Source organism: Nonomuraea sp. NPDC050328, from assembly GCF_044459405.1.
Lineage (GTDB): Bacteria > Actinomycetota > Actinomycetes > Streptosporangiales > Streptosporangiaceae > Nonomuraea.
In genome coordinates this window covers 279,002-296,642 of record NZ_JBITIW010000008.1, presented here as the reverse complement: position 1 = coordinate 296,642, position 17,641 = coordinate 279,002, and the positions used below count along the sequence as shown (strand labels likewise).

Genomic DNA, 17,641 nt, shown 5'->3' with positions numbered 1-17,641 from the left:
CGCAGGGCAGACTTGAGCCGTGACCCGCATCCTGGTCGTCGACGACGAACCCTTCCTCGCCGATCTGGTCTCCACCGCCCTGGGCTACGAGGGCTACGAGACCTCCGTCGCCGGCTCGGGCGCGGCCGCGATCGCCGCGGCGGCGAGCCTGCGGCCGGACCTGATCGTCCTGGACGTCCTGCTGCCCGACCTGCGCGGCACCGAGGTCTGCCGGCGCATCCGCGCCTCAGGCTCGACCACCCCGATCATCTTCCTGACCGCGGTGGACGACACCCCCGACAAGATCGCCGCGCTGCGCTCCGGCGGCGACGACTACGTGACCAAGCCGTTCAGCCTGGAGGAACTGGTCGCCCGGGTGCAGGCCGTGCTCCGCCGCAGCCTGCCCGGCCGCCGCGAGCTGGTCCTCGCCGACCTGACGGTCGACGAGGCGGCCTACGAGGTACGGCGCGGCGGCCGGCTGGTCGAGCTCACCCCGACCGAGTTCAAGCTGCTGCGCTACCTGCTGGTCAACGCCGGCAAGGTGGTGACCAAGCGGCAGATCGTGCAGCACGTCTGGGACTACGGCAACGACGGCGTCGTCCAGACCTACATCAGCTACCTGCGCCGCAAGGTCGACCACACCGGCCCGCAGCTCATCCACACCGTGCCGCGCGTCGGCTACGTCATGCGCCTGCCCAGGGACGCCTGATGTCGCTGCGCAGCCGCCTGACCGCCACCGTCGTCGGCCTGCTGGCCCTGGCGCTCGTCCTGGTCGGCGGTGCGACCTTCGGCGCCCTCCAGGACTGGCGCGGTCCGGACGACGCGCGGCTCCGCGCCCTGGGCGGCGGCCCGGAGCTGCTGGCCGCCGCCGACGAGCTCACCCACCGGGTGGCCATGGTGCTGATCGGCACCTCCGGGTTCGCGCTGTCCGGCCTCACGTTGCTGGCCGCCTGGCTGGTCCGGCGGGGGCTGCGCCCGCTCGACCGCATGGTGGCCGCCGCCGGGGCGATCGGGGCCGGTGACCTCGGCCGCCGCGTCGAGCCCGCACCGCCGGAGACCGAGGTCGGCCGGCTGGCGCGGGCGCTGAACGCGATGCTCGGCCAGCTCGAAGGGGCCTTCCGCGAGCGGGCCGAGTCGCGTGCGCGGCTGGAGCGGTTCGTCGCCGACGCCTCGCACGAGCTGCGCACGCCGATCGCGACCATCCGGGGCTACGCCGAGCTGTTCCGCCGGGGGGCGCGCGTGCGGCAGGACGACCTGGCCAAGGCGATGAGCCGGATCGAGTCGGAGGCGGCCCGGATGGGGGCGCTGGTCGAGGAGCTCCTGCTGCTCGCCCGGCTGGACCAGGGGCGGGTGGCCGAACGCCGGGTGGTCGAGCTGGACGTGCTGGTGGCCGAGGCGGTCGCCGACACCCTGGCCGTCGAGCCGGACCGGCCCCTGGACCTGCTCGGCGACGGGCCGGTCCGGGTGGACGGCGACGCCGCCCAGCTCCGGCAGGCGGTCGGCAACCTGCTGGCCAACCTGCTGCGGCACACCCCGCCCGGGACCGAGGCGAGCGTCCGCGTCGCGGCCGTGGACGGGCGGGCCGTGGTCGAGGTGGCCGACCGGGGGCCGGGGCTGGAGCCGGGGGCGCGGGTCTTCGAGCGCTTCCACCACCGCGCGGGTGGGGGAGCGGGGCTGGGGCTGTCGATCGTGGCCGCGGTGGCCGAGGCACACGGCGGCCACGCCACCGCCGGACCCCGCCCCGGCGGCGGCGCCATCTTCCGCCTCAACCTCCCCGAGAGCACCGGACTGCCCGAGCGGCCCCCACCCTCCGAGAGTCCCGCACCCTCCGAAAGGCCACCGCCCCCCGAAAGCCGCAGGCCGTCCGAGGGTGGCCCTGGGGTCAGTCCCGGCTGACTACGAAACGGAGCCGGTCGCCCGGGCGGGCCTGCGCGGCCATCGGGAGGTCCCGTGCCGCCACCACCCCGATCACCGGGTACCCGCCGGTCGGCGGGTGGTCGGCCAGGAAGACGATCGGCTGCCCGCTCGGCGGCACCTGCACCGCGCCCAGCACCATGCCCTCGCTCGGCAGCTCACCCGCCCGCGCCCGCTTGAGCTCCCGCCCGCGCAGCCGCACCCCGACCCGGTTGCTGTCCTGGCTCACCTCGTACGGCTCGGCCGCCAGCTCCTCCAGCGCCGCGGGCACGAACCAGTCCGCCCTCGGCCCCGGCAGCACCCGCACCACCGGCTCGCGCCGCGCCGGCTCCGGGGCGAGGTCCACGGTGATCTCCCCGTCCGGCCGCCCCACCGGCAGGCACGTCCCGGCCCGCAACGGCGCCGGGCCCAGGCCGGACAACGAGTCGGTCGAGCGGCTGCCCAAAACGGGTTCGGCCGCGACGCCGCCCCGCACCGCCAGGTAGGTCCGCAGGCCGTACCAGGGGAGACCCACGCGCAGCTCGGCCCCGGGCGGCGCCCAGAACGGCGCGCACCGGCCGGGCCGCCCGCCGGGCAGCGCGAGCGGGCAGGGCGCGCCGGTGAGCGCCAGCCACGCCCCGGCGGGGAAGCGCAGCCGTGCCCCGCCGAAGGTCAGCTCCAGCCCGGCGGCACCCTCGGCGTTGCCCACCAGCCGGTTGGCCAGCCGCAGCGCGTCCGGATCGGCCGCGCCCGAGCGCGGCACCCCCAGGTGGGCGTAACCGGGCCGGCCGAGGTCCTGGACCGTCGCGTACGGCCCCGGCGCCACCACCTCGATCATGCGGCCTCGAAGCGCACCCGCAGGCCCGGCCGGAACCGGGTGGGCGGGTCGGCGCGCACGTCCCAGACGGTCGTGGCGGTCCGCCCCAGCAGCCGCCAGCCGCCGGGCGAGGCGGTGGGGTAGACGGCCGAGTAGGGCCCGGCGACGGCCACCGACCCGGCCGGGACGCCGGTCCGCGGCGTGGCCAGGCGCGGCAGGTGCAGCCTGGGGTCCAGCCCGGTGAGGTAGGCGAAGCCCGGCGCGAACCCCAGCCAGCCCACGACCAGGTCGCTGCCGGTGTGCCGGGCGATCACCTCGTCGGTGCTCAGCCCGGTCTCGGCGGCCACCCGGGGCAGGTCCTCCCCGTCGTAGACGACCGGGATGACGAGCACCTCGCCGGACCCGTCCGCGCCCGCGGCCTCCGGCTCGGCCTCCGCGGCGGCCAGCAGTCCGGCCAGGTGCGCGCGCAGCGGGGCCAGGTCGGCCGCCTCCGACACCACGAGCACCGTCTCCGGTCCCGGCACGATCTCCACCACCCCGGCCGGCGGCTCGGCCCGCAACCGGGCGTCGAGCCGGTGCGACAGGGCCAGTTCCCCGGTCTCGACCAGCAGCCCGCGCTCACCCACCCGGCGGATCATGTGAACGGCTGGAGCACCACACCGGCCTCCAGCAGCCGATCACGTACGGCCCGCGCCAGCCCCACCGCGTCGGGTGTGTCCCCGTGCACGCAGATCGAGCGCGCCGGCACGGCCACGTCGCTGCCGTCGGCGGCGCGCACCCGCTGCTCCACGGCCATCCGCACCGCGCGGGCGGCCACCTCCTCTGCGGTGTGCAGGACCGAGCCGGGCTCGCGGCGCGGCACCAGCGTGCCCTCGGCGGTGTAGGCGCGGTCGGCGAACGCCTCGCAGACCGTCGGCACCCCCTCGGCCGTGGCGGCCTGGTGCACGGCCGAGCCGGGCAGGGTCAGGACCGGCAGCGAGGCGTCGTAGTCGGCCACCGCGTCGATCAGCGCTGCGGCCTGCACCGGGTCGCGCACCACCCGGTTGTAGAGCGCGCCGTGCGGCTTGACGTAGGAGACCCGCCCGCCCATCGCCCGGGCGATGCCGTCGACCGCGGCGAGCTGGTAGAGCACCTCGGCGCACAGCTCCTCGGGCTCCACCTCCATCTCGCGCCGGCCGAAGTGGGCCAGGTCGCGGTAGGACACCTGGGCGCCGATGGTCACGCCCCGGTCGATCGCCGCGGCGCAGGTGCGCCGGATGGTGACGGGGTCGCCGGCGTGGAAGCCGCAGGCGACGTTGGCGCTCGTGACGATGTCCAGCAGCGCCGTGTCGTCGCCCAGCCGCCAGATGCCGAAGCCCTCGCCGAGGTCCGCGTTCAGGTCGATCACCATGGCCCCATCCTCCACCGCATCCGCTACCGGGGCGCGACGAAGAGCGTCTGGGTCGCCACGCCGACCTCGCCGGCCCGGTCGAACAGCCTGGTGCGCACCAGGCCGCGCCCGGCGGGACCGATGACGGTCTCGGCGCCGAGGCACATCCACTCGCCCTCGGGGGCGCGGAAGAGCGAGATCGTCAGGTCGACGTTGACGAAGACGTGGGTGGCGAAGTCGAGGGCGTGGCTGACGCCGTTGCCGCTGTCGGCCAGGACCGCCAGGCGCTCCAGCGGGGTGGGCTCCTCGCCCTCCACGAGCACCGCGCGCGAGCGGCCCCAGACCGTCGCCGGGCCGGTCTCGTCGGGCGAGCCCGCGGCGAACCGCCAGTCCATCGCCCTGCCGTACCCGAAACCGGAGGTCAGCCACGACTCGCCGGGCGGCGGCGTGGGCCCGGCCGGCAGCGGGGGCGGGCCGGCGACCGCGGTCGGCGGGGTGTCCGCCTCGCGGATGCGCCAGGCGGTGGCCCGCACGTACTCGCGCCCGCCGGAGGAGACCGAGGCGCCCAGGCACTGCACCCGCTTGCCGTCGCGCAGGACCGAGGTGGCGACCTCGACCTCGGCCAGCGGCACCGGGCCGAAGATCTCCACCACGAGCCGGGCCAGCGGCAGCTCCGAGGTGCCCAGCTCGTGCACGATCAGCGCGGTGACCGGCCCGAGGTGCTGCATCGCCGGGTCCCAGGGGCTCTGGGTGTGCTCGGTGGCCAGGTAGCGGCCCCCGCCGAGCGGCCGGTACATGAACATGGACGGGTCAGATCTCATCCGGGATCTCCGCGATGTCGTCCAGGGCGGCGGCCAGCTCCTCGGGGTCGCCGCCGATCCGCTCGACGATCTCGATCAGCACGTGGAGCACCTCCTCGCGGTCGTGCCCCAGGTCGAGCAGGCGCTGCGCGGCCTCCCACATCTGCGGCGGGTCGCCCTCCCACAGCCGGGTGGCGACCTCCTCGTGCCAGGCCAGGTGCTGCTCGTCCAGGCCGCCGGAGTGGTCGAGCTCCAGCAGGGTGCGGCGGTCGGCCGGGTCGGCCGGGTTGAGCCGGTCGAGGTTGACGTCGCCGTGCCGGCCCTGCAGCAGCGGGAAGGCGAAGATCCGCCGGGCCAGCGCGGACAGGTCGCCGTCCGGCAGCAGCCGCTCCAGCAGCGAGCGGTCGAGGCCGAAGGAGGTCGGGTCGCGGTAGGCGTCGGGGAACTTGGCCATCGCCTCCCAGACCGCGTCGAGCGTGGCGGTCAGCCCCTGCTGGGGCAGCGCGGTCTTGCGCGCGGAGAAGCGCGCCCAGGCCGACAGCACGTGCGGCATGGCCTCCTGCTCGGCCTCGCTCAGCATGACCTTGCTCGGCAGCCAGGTCAGCAGGAAGGTCTCGCACTTGGCCGGGCTCACCCGCAGCGGCCGGTTGAAGTCCTGGGCGCAGCCGTAGTCGATGATGTGGTCGGCGCAGCGCGAGGCGGCCGAGCGGTCCGACAGGTGCTCGGCCTCGTCGGAGGCCAGGAACTCGGCGGCCAGCATCGCGCGGCGCTCGCGGCTGTAGGGGGCCTCGCTGTGCAGCGGGGCGGGGCGCGTGCGGCCCGGCGGCAACGCCTTGAGCCGGGAGCGGGCGAAGGCGTGGTAGGCGCTGTAGCTGTCGCTGACCGGCGGCCGGGTGCGGGGCTCGCGGGCGGCCTTCATCGCCGAGTCGAGCAGCGCCCTGGCCTGCTGGGGCTCGATCTCCTCGAACAGCAGCATCGGGTTGGCCTCGGCCTCGGCGCGGGCCTGCTCCAGCAGCTTGTCCACCTCGGAGGAGACCCAGGCGTCGCGGGCCATGCCGCGCATGTTGTAGTCGACCACGAGCACCAGGGCGTGCCGGTCGAGACCGGAGTAGGCGAAGGTGCACACCACGGTGTCCTGGTCGCCGTAGGCGTCACGGGAGACGAAGCAGCCGGTCGGCTTGACCGCGCCCACGCGGTCGGCCCAGCCCGGCCGGGCCACGCCCGACTCCATCATCGCCAGCGCCGCGCCCTCGGCCTTGGCGCCCTGGCGGGCCGTGCCGAGGTAGGCCAGGCAGATCAGCAACGTCAGCGCGGCGGGCGTGCCGGCCTTCGCGGCGTAGTCGACCAGCCCCTCGCCCAGGACCTGCTCCACGTCACCGCCCTTGACCCGCCGCCCCCACCAGGCCCCGACCATGTCGGAGACCATGAGTTCGGCGTCCAGCGGGCTGCGTACGGCGAGCAGTTCGCGCGCCGCCTGGAGCAACTCCTTGAACACGTCGTCGGGATTGGTTCGTTGTCGGCGCACGCCCTCACTCTCTCGCATTTCGGCGGAAGCGTTGCCCTGATGGTGCTAACGGGGTAGATGCTAACGTCCCAGCCGCGGAGGTGGAGCGGAGTTCACGATCGCCAGGAGATGCTCCCGGGCTATGCGCTCGATGACGTCGGCCGTCGCCTCGATCCCGAGGTGGTCGGCGCAGGCGCAGACGTCGGCGACGCAGCGGTCGATGGTGTCGACGGGCACCGTCAGGAACTCTTCGGCCAGCCGGAGGCTGACCGGCTCCCGCAGGAAGCGGGTTGCCAGTGCGAGCATAGGAGTCAGATTCCTCTGCAGACCTAGGGGTAAACCGGTGCGAGGGTGACTTGCGCTCCAATTCCACCGGTTATCGGCCGGGTGTCAACCCTCCCGGCCGTCTGTCTTCCCTTCACCGCCGACCTCCGAACGCCCTTTCGTGGGAAGCTGGCCTCATGCGAATCCAGCTCGCCCAGCGGGCCGAGGCCGACGAGCTGCTCGGCCGCAGCCCGCTCGCCCTGCTCGTCGGCATGCTGCTCGATCAGCAAATCCCGATGGAGTGGGCGTTCACCGGCCCGCACACCATCTCGGAGCGGCTCGGGCACGACCTGACGGCCGAGGAGATCGCCGCCTACGACCCCGAGGCCTTCGCCGCGTTGCTGGCCGACAAGCCCGCCGTGCATCGGTACCCGAAGTCCATGGCGACGCGTGTCCAGCAACTGGCCGTCTATTTGGTTGAGCACTACCAGGGTGACCCGACCAGGTTGTGGGCGGACGTGGACAGCGGCAAGGAGCTGCTCAGGCGGCTCCAGGCACTGCCGGGGTACGGCAAGCAGAAGGCCCAGATCTTCCTGGCGCTGCTCGGCAAGCAACTGGGCGTCCAGCCCGCCGGGTGGCGCGAGGCGGCCGGGCCGTACGGTGAAGAGGGATCCTTCCGCTCGGTGGCCGACGTGGTCGATCCGGAGAGCCTGGTCAAGGTCCGGGAAACCAAGCAGGCTGCCAAGAAAGCCGCTGAGTAGGCTGATTTGACAGGATGCGTTGACGCCAATGACGACGTGCTTGCTGCGGGGGCTTCCGTCCGCACGTGCCCATCGCCGATGATGTACAGCAGAATCCGGTCGCCCGGAGCTGCGCTACACCGATACACAGTTTTGGAGATGTGCCGCGTGGGAGACCCTGGCACGCGACGGAGGTGCCGAGCATGAGCGCCGAGACCTCCGTCCCACGTCCCCGGGAGTCGGGTGTGGACATCTCAGACTCCGCCCTGTTCAAGGGCCTGTTGTCCGAAGCGGAGTTCGCCTTCGCCTTCTTCGACGCCGACGGCCGCATCCGGCGCGCGAACGACGTCTTCACCGACGTCGTCGGCGTGCCCGCGGACGAGCTGCCGGGCAAGCTGCCCGGCGAGGTGCTGCCCGCCGACCTCAGCCAGCTCATCACGCATGCCGTCCAGGCGGTGATCGAGAGTGACGCGCCGACCCAGGAGGGCCGCGTGCGGGTGCGCTCGGCCGAGGGCGACACCCGGCACTGGTCGTTGTCGTTCTCGCCGGTCCACGACGAGGAGGGCGTGCTCAAGGCCGTCGCCCTGGTCGGGGCGGACGTGACCGAGAGCCGCCAGACCGAGGAGGAGCTGCGCCGCAGCGAGGAGCGCTACCGCTCGCTGGTCGAGGCGCAGTCCCAGCTCGTCTGGATCACCTCGCCGGCCGGGGCGGTGATCGAGGACGCGCCGCAGTGGCGCGCGATCACCGGCCAGGGCCTGGAGGAGTACCTCGCGCACGGCTGGCTCGACGCGGTCCACCCGGACGAGCGCCGCCAGACCGACGAGGCGTGGCGGGAGGCCCTGCGCGGCCGGACCATGTTCGAGTGGAACTACCGCGTGCGCACCCGCGCCAGCGGCTACCGGCACTTCGAGGTGCGCGCGGTGCCGATCATCCGGCACGGGCGCGTGGTGGAGTGGGTCGGCGCCAACACCGACGTCACCCCGCAGAAGGAAGCCGAGGAGATGCGCGGCCGGCTGACCGACCAGCTCGGCGCCGCCGCCCTGCGCACCGCGCGGCTGCAGGGCGCCACGGCCATGCTGGCCGAGGCGCTCACCGTCGAGCAGGTGGTCCAGGTCATCATCGACGTGGGCCGCACCGCGCTGGCCGCCGACCGCTCGGCGGTGGCGCTGCTGGACGTGGAGCGCGCGTCGCTGAAGCTCATCAACGGCGAGGGCATCCCGGAGATTCCCGGCGCCTCCGGCGAGGAGATCCCGCTGTCGCACTCGAGCGTGATGACCATGGCGGTCAACAGCCGCCGCCCGGTCTTCGCCGAGTCCGCGGAGATCCTCAAGTCGTTGCTGCTGGAGGCCGGCGGCGACGAGGAGGTGGTCGGCACCTACCTGGCGCACAGCGACGAGCGGGCCTGGGTGGGCCTGCCGCTGCTGGCCGCGGGGCGGGCGCTGGGCGCGTTGCGCTTCTCGTTCACCAGGCCGCAGAAGATCTCCCAGGAGGACGGCGTCTTCCTGGAGGCGCTGGCCGGGCAGTGCGCCCTGGCGGTCGAGCGGGCCACGCTGTTCGAGCGCGAGCACAAGACCGCCGAGACGCTCCAGCGCTCGCTGCTGCCCGACCGCCTGCCGGTGGTCAAGGGGCTGCTGCTGGCGCAGCGCTTCCGGTCCGGCAGCCGGCACGTGCAGGTCGGCGGCGACTGGTACGACGCCTTCGTGCTGCAGGACGGCCGGGTCGCGGCCGTGGTCGGCGACGTCATGGGCAAGGGCGTGAAGGCGGCCGCCGGGATGGGCCGCATCCGCAACGCCATGCGCGCGCTGGCCCTGACCAACCCGCCGCCCGCCTCGGTACTCACCGGTCTCGACCGGGTCTTCGAGGCGACCGAGGAGGAGGAGCAGGTCACCACGCTGGCGTACATGGTGGTCGAGCCGGGCACCGGCGAGGGCACCCTGGCGCTGGCCGGTCACCCGCCGCCCGTGCTGGTCTCGCCGCAGGGCACCGCCGTGCTGTGCGAGGCGGAGCCGGGCACCCCGCTCGGCTGGCCGACCTCGCGGCGGCAGTTCCGGTTCGTGGTGCCGCCCGGGCACACCGCGGTGCTCTACTCCGACGGCCTGGTCGAGAACCGCAAGCGCGGGCTCGATGCCGGACTCGCGGAGCTCTGCTCCGTTGTTCGGGAAGCGCCCCAGGAAGTCGTGACATCTCCGCACATGCTGCTGGATTTCCTCGTAGATCGGATGCTGTCGGGCTATGAGCAGGACGACGACGTGACCGCGCTCGCGATTCACGTCCCTCCTGCCACGAAGAGTGACTGAATGAAACAGTCATAAGGGTTGCTTTCGGGTATCAGTGCCTCGCTTCCGTACGCACTACTGTTCCGGTCGGCCTAGGGTGGAGGTCAACCGCCGGGAGGTGGCCGTGTGGAGTGCTGGGTCGTGTCAGAATGCTGGATGGCCCGTCGCATTCCAGCGCGGCCCCCGCATTCTCCAAGAGAGGCAACAGCCCCCCAGCGGGCACATGGGTCCATTGTCGCCACGCGATCGTTCGAGAGGTGTTCGTGTCGCCTGCAAGTTCGACTCGCTCGAAGCCATCTGAGCTGAACGAGCCCGTCATTCAGCGACTGCTCGAGCGTGGGCGCTCGCAGGGTTACCTCGAGTCTGAGGATGTCCGTAAGGCCTTCGAGGAGGCCGACATCCCGATGTCGCAAGCCGCTGGAGTCCTCCGGACTCTCAGCAAGGAGGGCGTCATCGTCCGGTTGACCGCCGCTGACTCGGCGCCGCCGAAGAAGTCTCGTGGTCCAGCAAAGCGCCGCACCGCTGCCCCCGTCAAGACGAAGAGCGCAGCGGCCGCCAAGGAGCAGCAGCCGGAGACCGTGACCGCCGTCGTCCCCGACGAGGTCCGGCCCGAAGCAGAGGCTGCCAAGAAGCCCAAGAAGGCTGCTCCTGCCAAGAAGGCGGTCGTGAAGGACGAGGTGCCCGCCGCGGCGCCCGTCGCCAAGGCCAAGGTCTCCGACGAGGCCGACGGCGAGGAGATCGAACTCGACGGTGACGTCGAACTCGACGACCTCGAAGACCTCGAGATCGAGGACGAGGTGGTCGTCGAGGAAGAGGTCGAGGAGGAGGCCGAGCCGGACGAGGAGCCCAAGGTGGCGGAGGTCGCCGCCGTGGAGGTCAAGTCCGACGACGAGGTCCTGATCCTGTCCGACGACGACGATGACGCCCCGGTGGCCCAGGTCGCCGCCGCCGGCGCCACCGCCGACCCGGTGAAGGACTACCTCAAGCAGATCGGCAAGGTCCCCCTGCTCAACGCCGAGCAGGAGGTCGAGCTGGCCAAGCGCATCGAGGCGGGCCTGTTCGCCGAGGAGCAGCTCGGCAGCGACAACGACGCGCTGCCGGTCGACGTCCGCGCCGAGCTGGAGTGGATCGCCGAGGACGGCCGCCGGGCCAAGAACCACCTGCTGGAGGCCAACCTCCGGCTCGTGGTCTCGCTGGCCAAGCGCTACACCGGCCGCGGCATGCTCTTCCTGGACCTGATCCAGGAGGGCAACCTGGGCCTGATTCGCGCGGTCGAGAAGTTCGACTACACCAAGGGCTACAAGTTCTCCACCTACGCCACGTGGTGGATCCGGCAGGCGATCACCCGCGCCATGGCCGACCAGGCGCGGACCATCCGCATCCCGGTCCACATGGTCGAAGTGATCAACAAGCTGGCCCGGGTCCAGCGGCAGATGCTGCAGGACCTCGGCCGCGAACCCACGCCGGAGGAACTGGCCCGCGAGCTGGACATGACCCCCGAGAAGGTGGTCGAGGTCCAGAAGTACGGCCGCGAGCCGATCTCCCTGCACACCCCGCTGGGTGAGGAGGGCGACTCCGAGTTCGGCGACCTGATCGAGGACTCCGAGGCCATCGTCCCGGCCGACGCCGTCTCCTTCACGCTGTTGCAGGAGCAGTTGCACTCCGTTCTCGACACGCTGTCGGAGCGCGAGGCGGGCGTCGTGTCCATGCGGTTCGGCCTCACCGACGGCCAGCCCAAGACGCTCGACGAGATCGGCAAGGTCTACGGGGTCACGCGTGAGCGGATCCGGCAGATCGAGTCGAAGACGATGTCGAAGCTGCGTCACCCGTCGCGCTCGCAGGTGCTGCGCGACTATCTCGACTGATCTTCCAGTCACCGAGAAGAGGTACGGCTCCGCGGAGCCGTACCTCTTTTTGTTGCGCTCGTTTGTTGCGGTTTGGCGCTACTGATCGGTTGGGGCTAGCGGGACTGGGGTGGTCTGTCCTACCGTTTCCGAACATTTCACACTGAAAAGTTTTGGTTCGGAAGGACCGCCGATGACTTCCCCCCGCCATGCGGCACCCGATCTCGCGCAGTTCGGGTACACCCAGGAACTGAAGCGCACGCTCAGCTTCACCGACCTGCTCTTCTACGGCCTGATCTTCATGGTGCCGATCGCGCCCATGGCCATCTTCGGCGGGGTCTTCCAGGCCTCGGGCGGCATGATCGTCCTGGCCTACATCGTCGGCGTGGTCGCGCTGTCCTTCACCGCCGCCTCCTTCTCGCAGATGACCAAGGCCTTCCCGATCGCGGGCAGCGTCTACAACTTCGCCAGCCGGGCCATCCACCCCTCGGTGGGCTTCCTGGCCGGCTGGGCGATCCTCCTGGACTACCTGCTGGTGCCCAGTCTGCTCTACCTGGTGGCCGCGATGGCGATGAACGGCATCATCACCGTGGTCCCGGTCTGGGGCTGGCTGCTGCTGTTCATCGCGGTCAACACCGTGATCAACCTGACCGGCATCCGGATCACCGCCCGGGTCACCAAGATCTTCATCGTCGGCGAGCTGATCGTGCTGGCGATCTTCCTGATCATCGGCATCACCGCGATCATCGGAGGCAAGGGCAACGGCTGGGGCTTGGAGCCGCTGTTCAACTCCGAGACCTTCAGCTGGTCCCTGATCTTCGGCGCGACCTCGGTGGCCGTGCTCAGCTTCCTCGGCTTCGACGGCATCGCGATGCTCTCGGAGGAGAACAAGGAGAGCGCCAACACGGTCGGCAAGTCGATGATGGCCGCGCTGGCCCTGGCCGGCCTGCTCTTCGTCGCTCAGACCTGGGTCGCCGCCCTGCTGGTGGAGAACCCGGGCAAGCTGATCGCCGAGGGCGACGGCACCGGAACCGCCTTCTACGACGCCGCCGCCCTGGCCGGCGGGAAGTGGATGTTCTACCTCTGCGCCGGAGCCACCGCGCTCGCCTGGGGCTTCGCCGACGCCATGGTGGCCCAGGTGGCCACCTCCCGGCTCCTGTACGCCATGGGCCGCGACGGCGCCCTGCCGCGCTTCCTGGCCAAGGTCTCGCGCAGCTACTCGGTGCCCTACAACGCCATCCTGCTCGGCTCGGTCCTGGCGATCGTGCTGCCCGGCAGCCTCCTGATCTTCCTGGAGAACCCCGGCGACGGCGTGGCCGTGGTGGGCACGCTGATCAACTTCGGCGCGATGATCGCCTTCATGACGCTGCACGTCTCGGTGGTGTGGCACTTCGTCATCAAGCGGCGCTCGTCCGACCTGCTGCTGCACCTGGTCTCGCCGATCATCGGCTTCGTCATCCTGGGCTTCGTGGTCTGGAACGCCAACCTGGCCGCCCAGATCGTCGGCCTGATCTGGCTCGGCGTCGGGTTCGTTATCATGCTTGTCCTGCTGGCGCTCAAGCGCAATGTCAGCCTCGTGGGCATGGACTAGACGATCCGAACGACGGCCGCCCGGCCACCGGCATCCCCGGTGGCCGGGCGCCGGCTCTCCGGCGGAGATGACTGAGATGAACGACCTGGCCCTGCCGTACGACCTGTTCCTGCTCGCGCACAGCGAGGCCGGCATCAGGCTGCCCCACAAACCCGCGCTCTGCGCCGGACTGGCCGGGGCGCTGGTCTCCCAGCTCCTCATCGACGGGGCGGTCACCCTGGTGGGCGACAGCCTCGCCGCGGGGCGGGAGGTGCGGCACACCGACCCCTCGGCGGCCAAGCTCGCCGGGGCGGTGGGGGTGCGGCGGATGCGGGTGCGGGAGTGGCTGCCGCTCGTGGCCGCCGACCTGTACGAGGAGACCGCCGCCCAGCTCGTCGCCCAGCGGGTGGTGGCCGAGGAGCGGCGAGGGCTCTTCCGCAACCAGCGGAGCTATCCTCCGGTCGGGACCACGCCTCTCGTGCGGGCGCGCTCGCGCATCCGGCTGCCGCTGACCGGCGGGAAGGTGCCGGAGGCGGGGGACCTGGTGTTGTGCGCCCTGGTGCCCATGCTGGGGCTGGAGGAGACCCTGTACCTCTCCGAGAGCCCCGGGCAGATCCGGCCCCGGCTGGCCGTGCTGGCGGCGGCGGCTCCTGCGCCGCTGCGAGCCGTCATGCGGGACGTGGAGGACTACATGGGGGACCTGGCCACCGCGGTCTACCGCTGACCGTCCCCCGGGTCAGGGGACCAGTTCGACGTCGAGCTTGCCCGGGGCCTGCCGTACGGCGTAGCCCAGGGTTTGGAGGATCTTGGCCAGCTCGTCCGGGGAGGACGGGTCCTGGCCGCTCTCCAGCAGGACCCGGGCGATCTCCCCGCGGGTGGCCTTGGCCATGTGGCTGACCACCTTGCCCTGGTTGAACACCCGCACGGCCACCGACCGCGCACCCGGCTTCCAGGCCCCGGCGTAGGTGGCCGACCGCATGTCCACCACCAGCCCCGGCAGCCGGTCGAGCTCGGCGGTGACCGAAGGCCGCCAGAACGCGGCCAGGCCGCCGAGCGGAGGCAGGGTGACCCCCATCGACAACCGATAGGGCGGGATCCGGTCCGTGATGCGGACGACGCCCCACAGCCCGGAGAAGATCAGCACCTGCTCCTCGGCCCGCGCCCGGGCCTCCGGGCTCAGCGTGGCGAGACCGAGGTTGTCGTACAGGACGCCGGTGTACAGCTCGGCGGCCGGCAGGGTGGGGGCCTCGCGCAGGGCGAGGTTCTTGTCCAGTTCGCCCCGCTGGCCCGGGCTCAGGCCCAGGACGTCGAGGGCGTCACGCCGCTTCGAGGCCTTCAGGAGCGCGCTCAGCACCCGCTTGCGGGGGCGGTCGAGCTTGGGGAAGGACAGCTCGCCGAGGCTCGGGCCGTCCCCCACGGACGCCTTGCCCTCGGAGGGCGGCAACAGGATGAGCACGATTCCGCAGCTTATCGGGGCCGGGCCTCTCCTCGGTCCCGCCCCTGCCCCCAGCCCGGCCCCGGTTCGGGGAGGACTCAGGACAGACCCGGACCTTCGGCCGGAAGCTCAGGACGGGTCCGTGGCGGGTGCCGGTGGGGCCCGGATCGGGACCAAGCGGGAGCGATGGCCGGGCGAACCCGGCATCCCGTCTCGGGTGGAGACGTGCGAGAGCGGCGGCCCGGGCCTGCCGGGACGCCGCTCTCGCAATATCGATCAGCGCTCGTCTTCGACCGCTGTAGCCTTCGTCTTGCTCAACTTGGCGGATTCATCAAGGATTTCCGCGCCTTTGTCCCTCAGGGCTGCTATGTGCTGGCGACCGTGGTGGGCGCAGAACAGAAGCTCCCCGCCAACGGGCAAGGTCGCACGGATGTAGGCCTGGGCGCCACAACGGTCACAACGGTCGAGGGCCGTCAGCGGCTTAACGGGGGCGAGTGCTCCAGTCACGTATCGCCTTTCGGGTCACCCCCACCGGAGCGGGGATCTGGCGTCAGTCACTTGGGACAACATCTAACCGGATGCGAACGTTCCCAATCACTCCCCGGCTACGCCGAGAGCGGAATGTGGCCAAAAGTAATGGACAGCCAGCTCACAGTCATGCGAAACGTGTCCTGGAGGCAAGGTTGTCCCCGCCCCACCGGGAAGAACGGTAGGCTAACGCACACGTGTTCGATGCTGTCCCAGAGGAGTCAGAGTGACGGTAGTGGAGGCGGGTTACACAGCTCGTCACCTGTCGGTGCTTGAGGGCCTCGAGGCCGTCCGCAAGCGACCCGGCATGTACATCGGGTCCACCGACAGCCGCGGGCTGATGCACTGCCTCTGGGAGATCGTCGACAACGGCGTGGACGAGGCGCTGGCCGGTCACTGCACCCGGATCGAGGTCGAGCTGCACGCCGACGGCTCGATCGAGGTGCGCGACGACGGCCGCGGCATCCCCGTCGACATCGAGCCCAAGAGCGGGCTGCCGGGCGTCGAGCTCGTCTACACCAAGCTCCACGCCGGCGGGAAGTTCGGCAGCGGCTCCTACACCGCCTCAGGCGGCCTCCACGGCGTCGGCGCCTCGGTGGTCAACGCGCTGTCCTCCCGGCTCGACGTCGAGGTCGACCGCGACGGCCAGGTCCACCTGATCAGCTTCCGCCGGGGCGTGCCCGGCCTCTTCGACGGCGACGGCCCGACCGCCAAGTTCAAGAAGAAGTCCGGCCTGCGCGACGGCGGCAAGGCCAAGCGCGGCGTCACCGGCACCCGGGTGCGCTTCTGGGCCGACAAGCAGATCTTCCTGCCCGACGCCGAGGTCGCCGTGGACGAGATCCACGTACGGCTCCGCCAGACCGCCTTCCTGGTGCCCGGCCTGACCCTCGTGCTGATCCAGGGCGAGACGGTCGAGGAGTTCCGCTTCGACGGCGGCATCTCCGAGTTCACCGAGTTCCTGGCCCGCGACGAGGCCGTCTGCGACGTGCTCCGCCTCCAGGGCCTGGGGCACTTCCACGAGACCGTGCCCGTCCTGGACGACCAGGGCCACATGACGCCCACCGAGGTCGAGCGCGAGCTGACCGTCGACGTCGCGCTGCGCTGGGGCAAGGGCTACGACTCCACCGTCCGCTCCTTCGTCAACGTGATCGCCACCCCCAAGGGCGGCACCCACATCACCGGCCTGGAGCGCGGCCTGGTCCGCACGGTCAACGAGCTGCTGCGCGAGACCCGGCTGCTCAAGAACGGCGACGACGCGGTGACCAAGGAGGACATCCTCGAAGGCCTCACCGCCGTGGTCACCGTCCGCGTGCCCGAGCCGCAGTTCGAGGGACAGACCAAGGAGGTGCTCGGCACCTCCGCGGCCACCCGGATCGTCTCCCATGTCGTCTCGCGCGAGCTCAAGGCGCTCTACGCCAACCCGCCGCGCGGGTTCAAGCAGCCGCTGCGGGCCGTGCTGGAGAAGATCGTCGCAGCCGCCAAGGCGCGGATCGCGGCCCGTGAGCACCGCGACAACCAGCGGCGCAAGAGCGCCCTGGAGAACTCCTCGCTCCCGGCCAAGCTGGTCGACTGCCGGAGTGACGACGTCGACCGGAGCGAGCTGTTCATCGTCGAGGGTGACTCGGCGCTGGGCACGGCCAAGCTGGCGCGTGACTCGGAGTTCCAGGCGTTGCTGCCCATCCGCGGCAAGATCCTCAACGTGCAGAAGGCGTCTGTCGCCGACATGTTGAAGAACACCGAGTGTGCGTCGATCATCCAGGTCGTCGGGGCTGGGTCGGGGCGGTCGTTCGAGCTGGAGTCGGCTCGGTACGGCAAGATCATTTTGATGGCGGACGCGGATGTCGACGGTGCGCACATCCGGTGCCTGTTGCTCACGCTCTTCCATCGGTACATGCGGCCCATGATCGAGGCTGGGCGGGTTTTCGCCGCCGTTCCGCCGTTGCACCGGATCGAGCTCACCAACCCGGGGCGGGGGCAGGACAAGTACGTCTACTGCTATTCCGATGCCGAGTTGCACAAGGTGCTGCGTGACCTTGAGCGGCGCGGGAAGCGGTGGAAGGACCCTGTGCAGCGGTACAAGGGTCTTGGGGAGATGGACGCGGATCAGCTTGCGGAGACGACCATGGATCCGCGGCACCGGATCCTTCGGCGGGTTCGGATCGAGGACGCTGAGTCGGCTGAGCGGATCTTCAGTTTGCTCATGGGGAGTGATGTTGCTCCTCGGCGGGAGTTCATCGTCAACAGCGCGGCTGAGGTTGATCGGGACCACATCGACGCCTGACGTCTTTCCGTTTCGGGCTGGATTGTTGGGTGGGGCTCGGACAGGAGCATTTCCCGCCGTACGGGTGCTCGCCGCATAGGTGGGGCACGGGTGGGGGCTGGCGGCGGCGGTGGGGTGGCCGGTCTGGCCAGGCCGGCTGAGACCGGGCCTTCCGCCCCGGCCCTTCGCCGCCCCGGCCCTTCGCCGTTACGGCCCTTCGCCGTTACGGCCTTTCACCGTTACGGCCCTTCACCGTTACGGCCTTTCACCGGCACGGCCCTTCACCGGCACGGCCCATTCGCGCCGCCACGGCCCTAGGTCACGAAGCTCCGCCGGCCGTGGCTCCTCACCCGCCACACAAG

The 17,641-nt window shown here is 71.3% G+C and carries 16 protein-coding genes; 8 read left to right on the top strand and 8 right to left on the bottom strand.

What is annotated here, in order from left to right:
- Window positions 1-19 precede the first annotated feature (19 nt).
- Both ACIBG7_RS28930 and ACIBG7_RS28925 read left to right on the top strand, forming a co-directional pair.
- Window positions 20-688 carry a response regulator transcription factor gene (locus tag ACIBG7_RS28930; protein ID WP_357921941.1) on the top strand — a complete coding sequence of 223 codons (669 nt, stop codon included), beginning with the start codon at window positions 20-22 and terminating at the stop codon, window positions 686-688.
- Window positions 688-1,875, top strand: a complete 1,188-nt coding sequence (locus tag ACIBG7_RS28925; RefSeq protein ID WP_397338273.1) for a sensor histidine kinase — start codon at window positions 688-690, stop codon at window positions 1,873-1,875. The genes ACIBG7_RS28930 and ACIBG7_RS28925 overlap by 1 nt, the downstream gene beginning before the upstream one ends.
- Here ACIBG7_RS28925 and ACIBG7_RS28920 read toward each other — a convergent pair.
- The 6 genes from ACIBG7_RS28920 to ACIBG7_RS28895 all read right to left on the bottom strand — a co-directional run bounded on the left by ACIBG7_RS28920 (window position 1,862) and on the right by ACIBG7_RS28895 (window position 6,668).
- Window positions 1,862-2,710, bottom strand: a complete 849-nt coding sequence (locus ACIBG7_RS28920; protein WP_357921935.1) for a biotin-dependent carboxyltransferase family protein — start codon at window positions 2,708-2,710, stop codon at window positions 1,862-1,864. The two genes, ACIBG7_RS28925 and ACIBG7_RS28920, sit on opposite strands and share 14 nt — an antisense overlap.
- Window positions 2,707-3,327, bottom strand: a complete 621-nt coding sequence (locus ACIBG7_RS28915) for an allophanate hydrolase subunit 1 (protein WP_397338272.1) — start codon at window positions 3,325-3,327, stop codon at window positions 2,707-2,709. Before ACIBG7_RS28915 ends, ACIBG7_RS28920 begins: the two co-directional genes overlap by 4 nt.
- On the bottom strand, window positions 3,324-4,079 hold the full coding sequence (locus ACIBG7_RS28910; protein WP_397338271.1) for a LamB/YcsF family protein: 756 nt from the start codon (window positions 4,077-4,079) through the stop codon (window positions 3,324-3,326). Before ACIBG7_RS28910 ends, ACIBG7_RS28915 begins: the two co-directional genes overlap by 4 nt.
- A gap of 23 nt (window positions 4,080-4,102) precedes the next feature.
- Entirely contained in the window at window positions 4,103-4,879 is a 777-nt protein-coding gene (locus ACIBG7_RS28905) for a thioesterase family protein (protein ID WP_397338270.1), read from the bottom strand.
- Window positions 4,869-6,284: a hypothetical protein gene (locus ACIBG7_RS28900; protein WP_357922191.1), complete on the bottom strand. Its 1,416-nt coding sequence runs from the start codon at window positions 6,282-6,284 to the stop codon at window positions 4,869-4,871. Before ACIBG7_RS28900 ends, ACIBG7_RS28905 begins: the two co-directional genes overlap by 11 nt.
- A 159-nt stretch (window positions 6,285-6,443) precedes the next feature.
- Complete coding sequence (locus ACIBG7_RS28895) at window positions 6,444-6,668, bottom strand: hypothetical protein (RefSeq protein WP_357921923.1); 225 nt, start codon at window positions 6,666-6,668, stop codon at window positions 6,444-6,446.
- A 155-nt stretch (window positions 6,669-6,823) separates the two neighbouring features.
- Here ACIBG7_RS28895 and ACIBG7_RS28890 point away from each other — a divergent pair, with 155 nt between their 5' ends.
- The 5 genes from ACIBG7_RS28890 (at window position 6,824) to ACIBG7_RS28870 (ending at window position 13,780) form a co-directional block, all read left to right on the top strand.
- Window positions 6,824-7,387, top strand: a complete 564-nt coding sequence (locus ACIBG7_RS28890) for an HhH-GPD-type base excision DNA repair protein (RefSeq protein WP_357921920.1) — start codon at window positions 6,824-6,826, stop codon at window positions 7,385-7,387.
- A gap of 182 nt (window positions 7,388-7,569) precedes the next feature.
- Complete coding sequence (locus ACIBG7_RS28885; RefSeq protein ID WP_357921917.1) at window positions 7,570-9,663, top strand: SpoIIE family protein phosphatase; 2,094 nt, start codon at window positions 7,570-7,572, stop codon at window positions 9,661-9,663.
- Between the two features lie 242 nt (window positions 9,664-9,905).
- The gene (locus ACIBG7_RS28880; RefSeq protein WP_357921915.1) at window positions 9,906-11,507 is read left to right on the top strand and encodes an RNA polymerase sigma factor; all 1,602 of its coding nucleotides are present in this window, start codon (window positions 9,906-9,908) and stop codon (window positions 11,505-11,507) included.
- 172 nt (window positions 11,508-11,679) lie between these two features.
- Window positions 11,680-13,077 carry an APC family permease gene (locus ACIBG7_RS28875; protein ID WP_397338269.1) on the top strand — a complete coding sequence of 466 codons (1,398 nt, stop codon included), beginning with the start codon at window positions 11,680-11,682 and terminating at the stop codon, window positions 13,075-13,077.
- Between the two features lie 76 nt (window positions 13,078-13,153).
- Complete coding sequence (locus ACIBG7_RS28870) at window positions 13,154-13,780, top strand: GPP34 family phosphoprotein (RefSeq protein WP_357921910.1); 627 nt, start codon at window positions 13,154-13,156, stop codon at window positions 13,778-13,780.
- Between the two features lie 12 nt (window positions 13,781-13,792).
- Here the strand turns inward: ACIBG7_RS28870 and ACIBG7_RS28865 are convergent, their stop codons facing one another.
- Window positions 13,793-14,512: a YaaA family protein gene (locus ACIBG7_RS28865; RefSeq protein ID WP_397338268.1), complete on the bottom strand. Its 720-nt coding sequence runs from the start codon at window positions 14,510-14,512 to the stop codon at window positions 13,793-13,795.
- 255 nt (window positions 14,513-14,767) lie between these two features.
- Window positions 14,768-14,998 carry a hypothetical protein gene (locus tag ACIBG7_RS28860; RefSeq protein ID WP_357921905.1) on the bottom strand — a complete coding sequence of 77 codons (231 nt, stop codon included), beginning with the start codon at window positions 14,996-14,998 and terminating at the stop codon, window positions 14,768-14,770.
- A 247-nt stretch (window positions 14,999-15,245) separates the two neighbouring features.
- Here ACIBG7_RS28860 and ACIBG7_RS28855 point away from each other — a divergent pair, with 247 nt between their 5' ends.
- The gene (locus ACIBG7_RS28855; RefSeq protein ID WP_357921903.1) at window positions 15,246-17,300 is read left to right on the top strand and encodes a DNA topoisomerase IV subunit B; all 2,055 of its coding nucleotides are present in this window, start codon (window positions 15,246-15,248) and stop codon (window positions 17,298-17,300) included.
- Window positions 17,301-17,641: the final 341 nt, after the last annotated feature.

Excerpts from the sequence above, each read along its gene's own strand:
- ACIBG7_RS28925 (WP_397338273.1), top strand. The coding sequence starts at position 688 with ATGTCGCTGCGCAGCCGCCTGACCGCCACCGTCGTCGGCCTGCTGGCC.
- ACIBG7_RS28920 (WP_357921935.1), bottom strand. The coding sequence starts at position 2,710 with ATGATCGAGGTGGTGGCGCCGGGGCCGTACGCGACGGTCCAGGACCTC.
- ACIBG7_RS28915 (WP_397338272.1), bottom strand. The coding sequence starts at position 3,327 with ATGATCCGCCGGGTGGGTGAGCGCGGGCTGCTGGTCGAGACCGGGGAA.
- ACIBG7_RS28910 (WP_397338271.1), bottom strand. The coding sequence starts at position 4,079 with ATGGTGATCGACCTGAACGCGGACCTCGGCGAGGGCTTCGGCATCTGG.
- ACIBG7_RS28905 (WP_397338270.1), bottom strand. The coding sequence starts at position 4,879 with ATGAGATCTGACCCGTCCATGTTCATGTACCGGCCGCTCGGCGGGGGC.
- ACIBG7_RS28900 (WP_357922191.1), bottom strand. The coding sequence starts at position 6,284 with ATGGTCTCCGACATGGTCGGGGCCTGGTGGGGGCGGCGGGTCAAGGGC.
- ACIBG7_RS28895 (WP_357921923.1), bottom strand. The coding sequence starts at position 6,668 with ATGCTCGCACTGGCAACCCGCTTCCTGCGGGAGCCGGTCAGCCTCCGG.
- ACIBG7_RS28890 (WP_357921920.1), top strand. The coding sequence starts at position 6,824 with ATGCGAATCCAGCTCGCCCAGCGGGCCGAGGCCGACGAGCTGCTCGGC.
- ACIBG7_RS28885 (WP_357921917.1), top strand. The coding sequence starts at position 7,570 with ATGAGCGCCGAGACCTCCGTCCCACGTCCCCGGGAGTCGGGTGTGGAC.
- ACIBG7_RS28875 (WP_397338269.1), top strand. The coding sequence starts at position 11,680 with ATGACTTCCCCCCGCCATGCGGCACCCGATCTCGCGCAGTTCGGGTAC.
- ACIBG7_RS28870 (WP_357921910.1), top strand. The coding sequence starts at position 13,154 with ATGAACGACCTGGCCCTGCCGTACGACCTGTTCCTGCTCGCGCACAGC.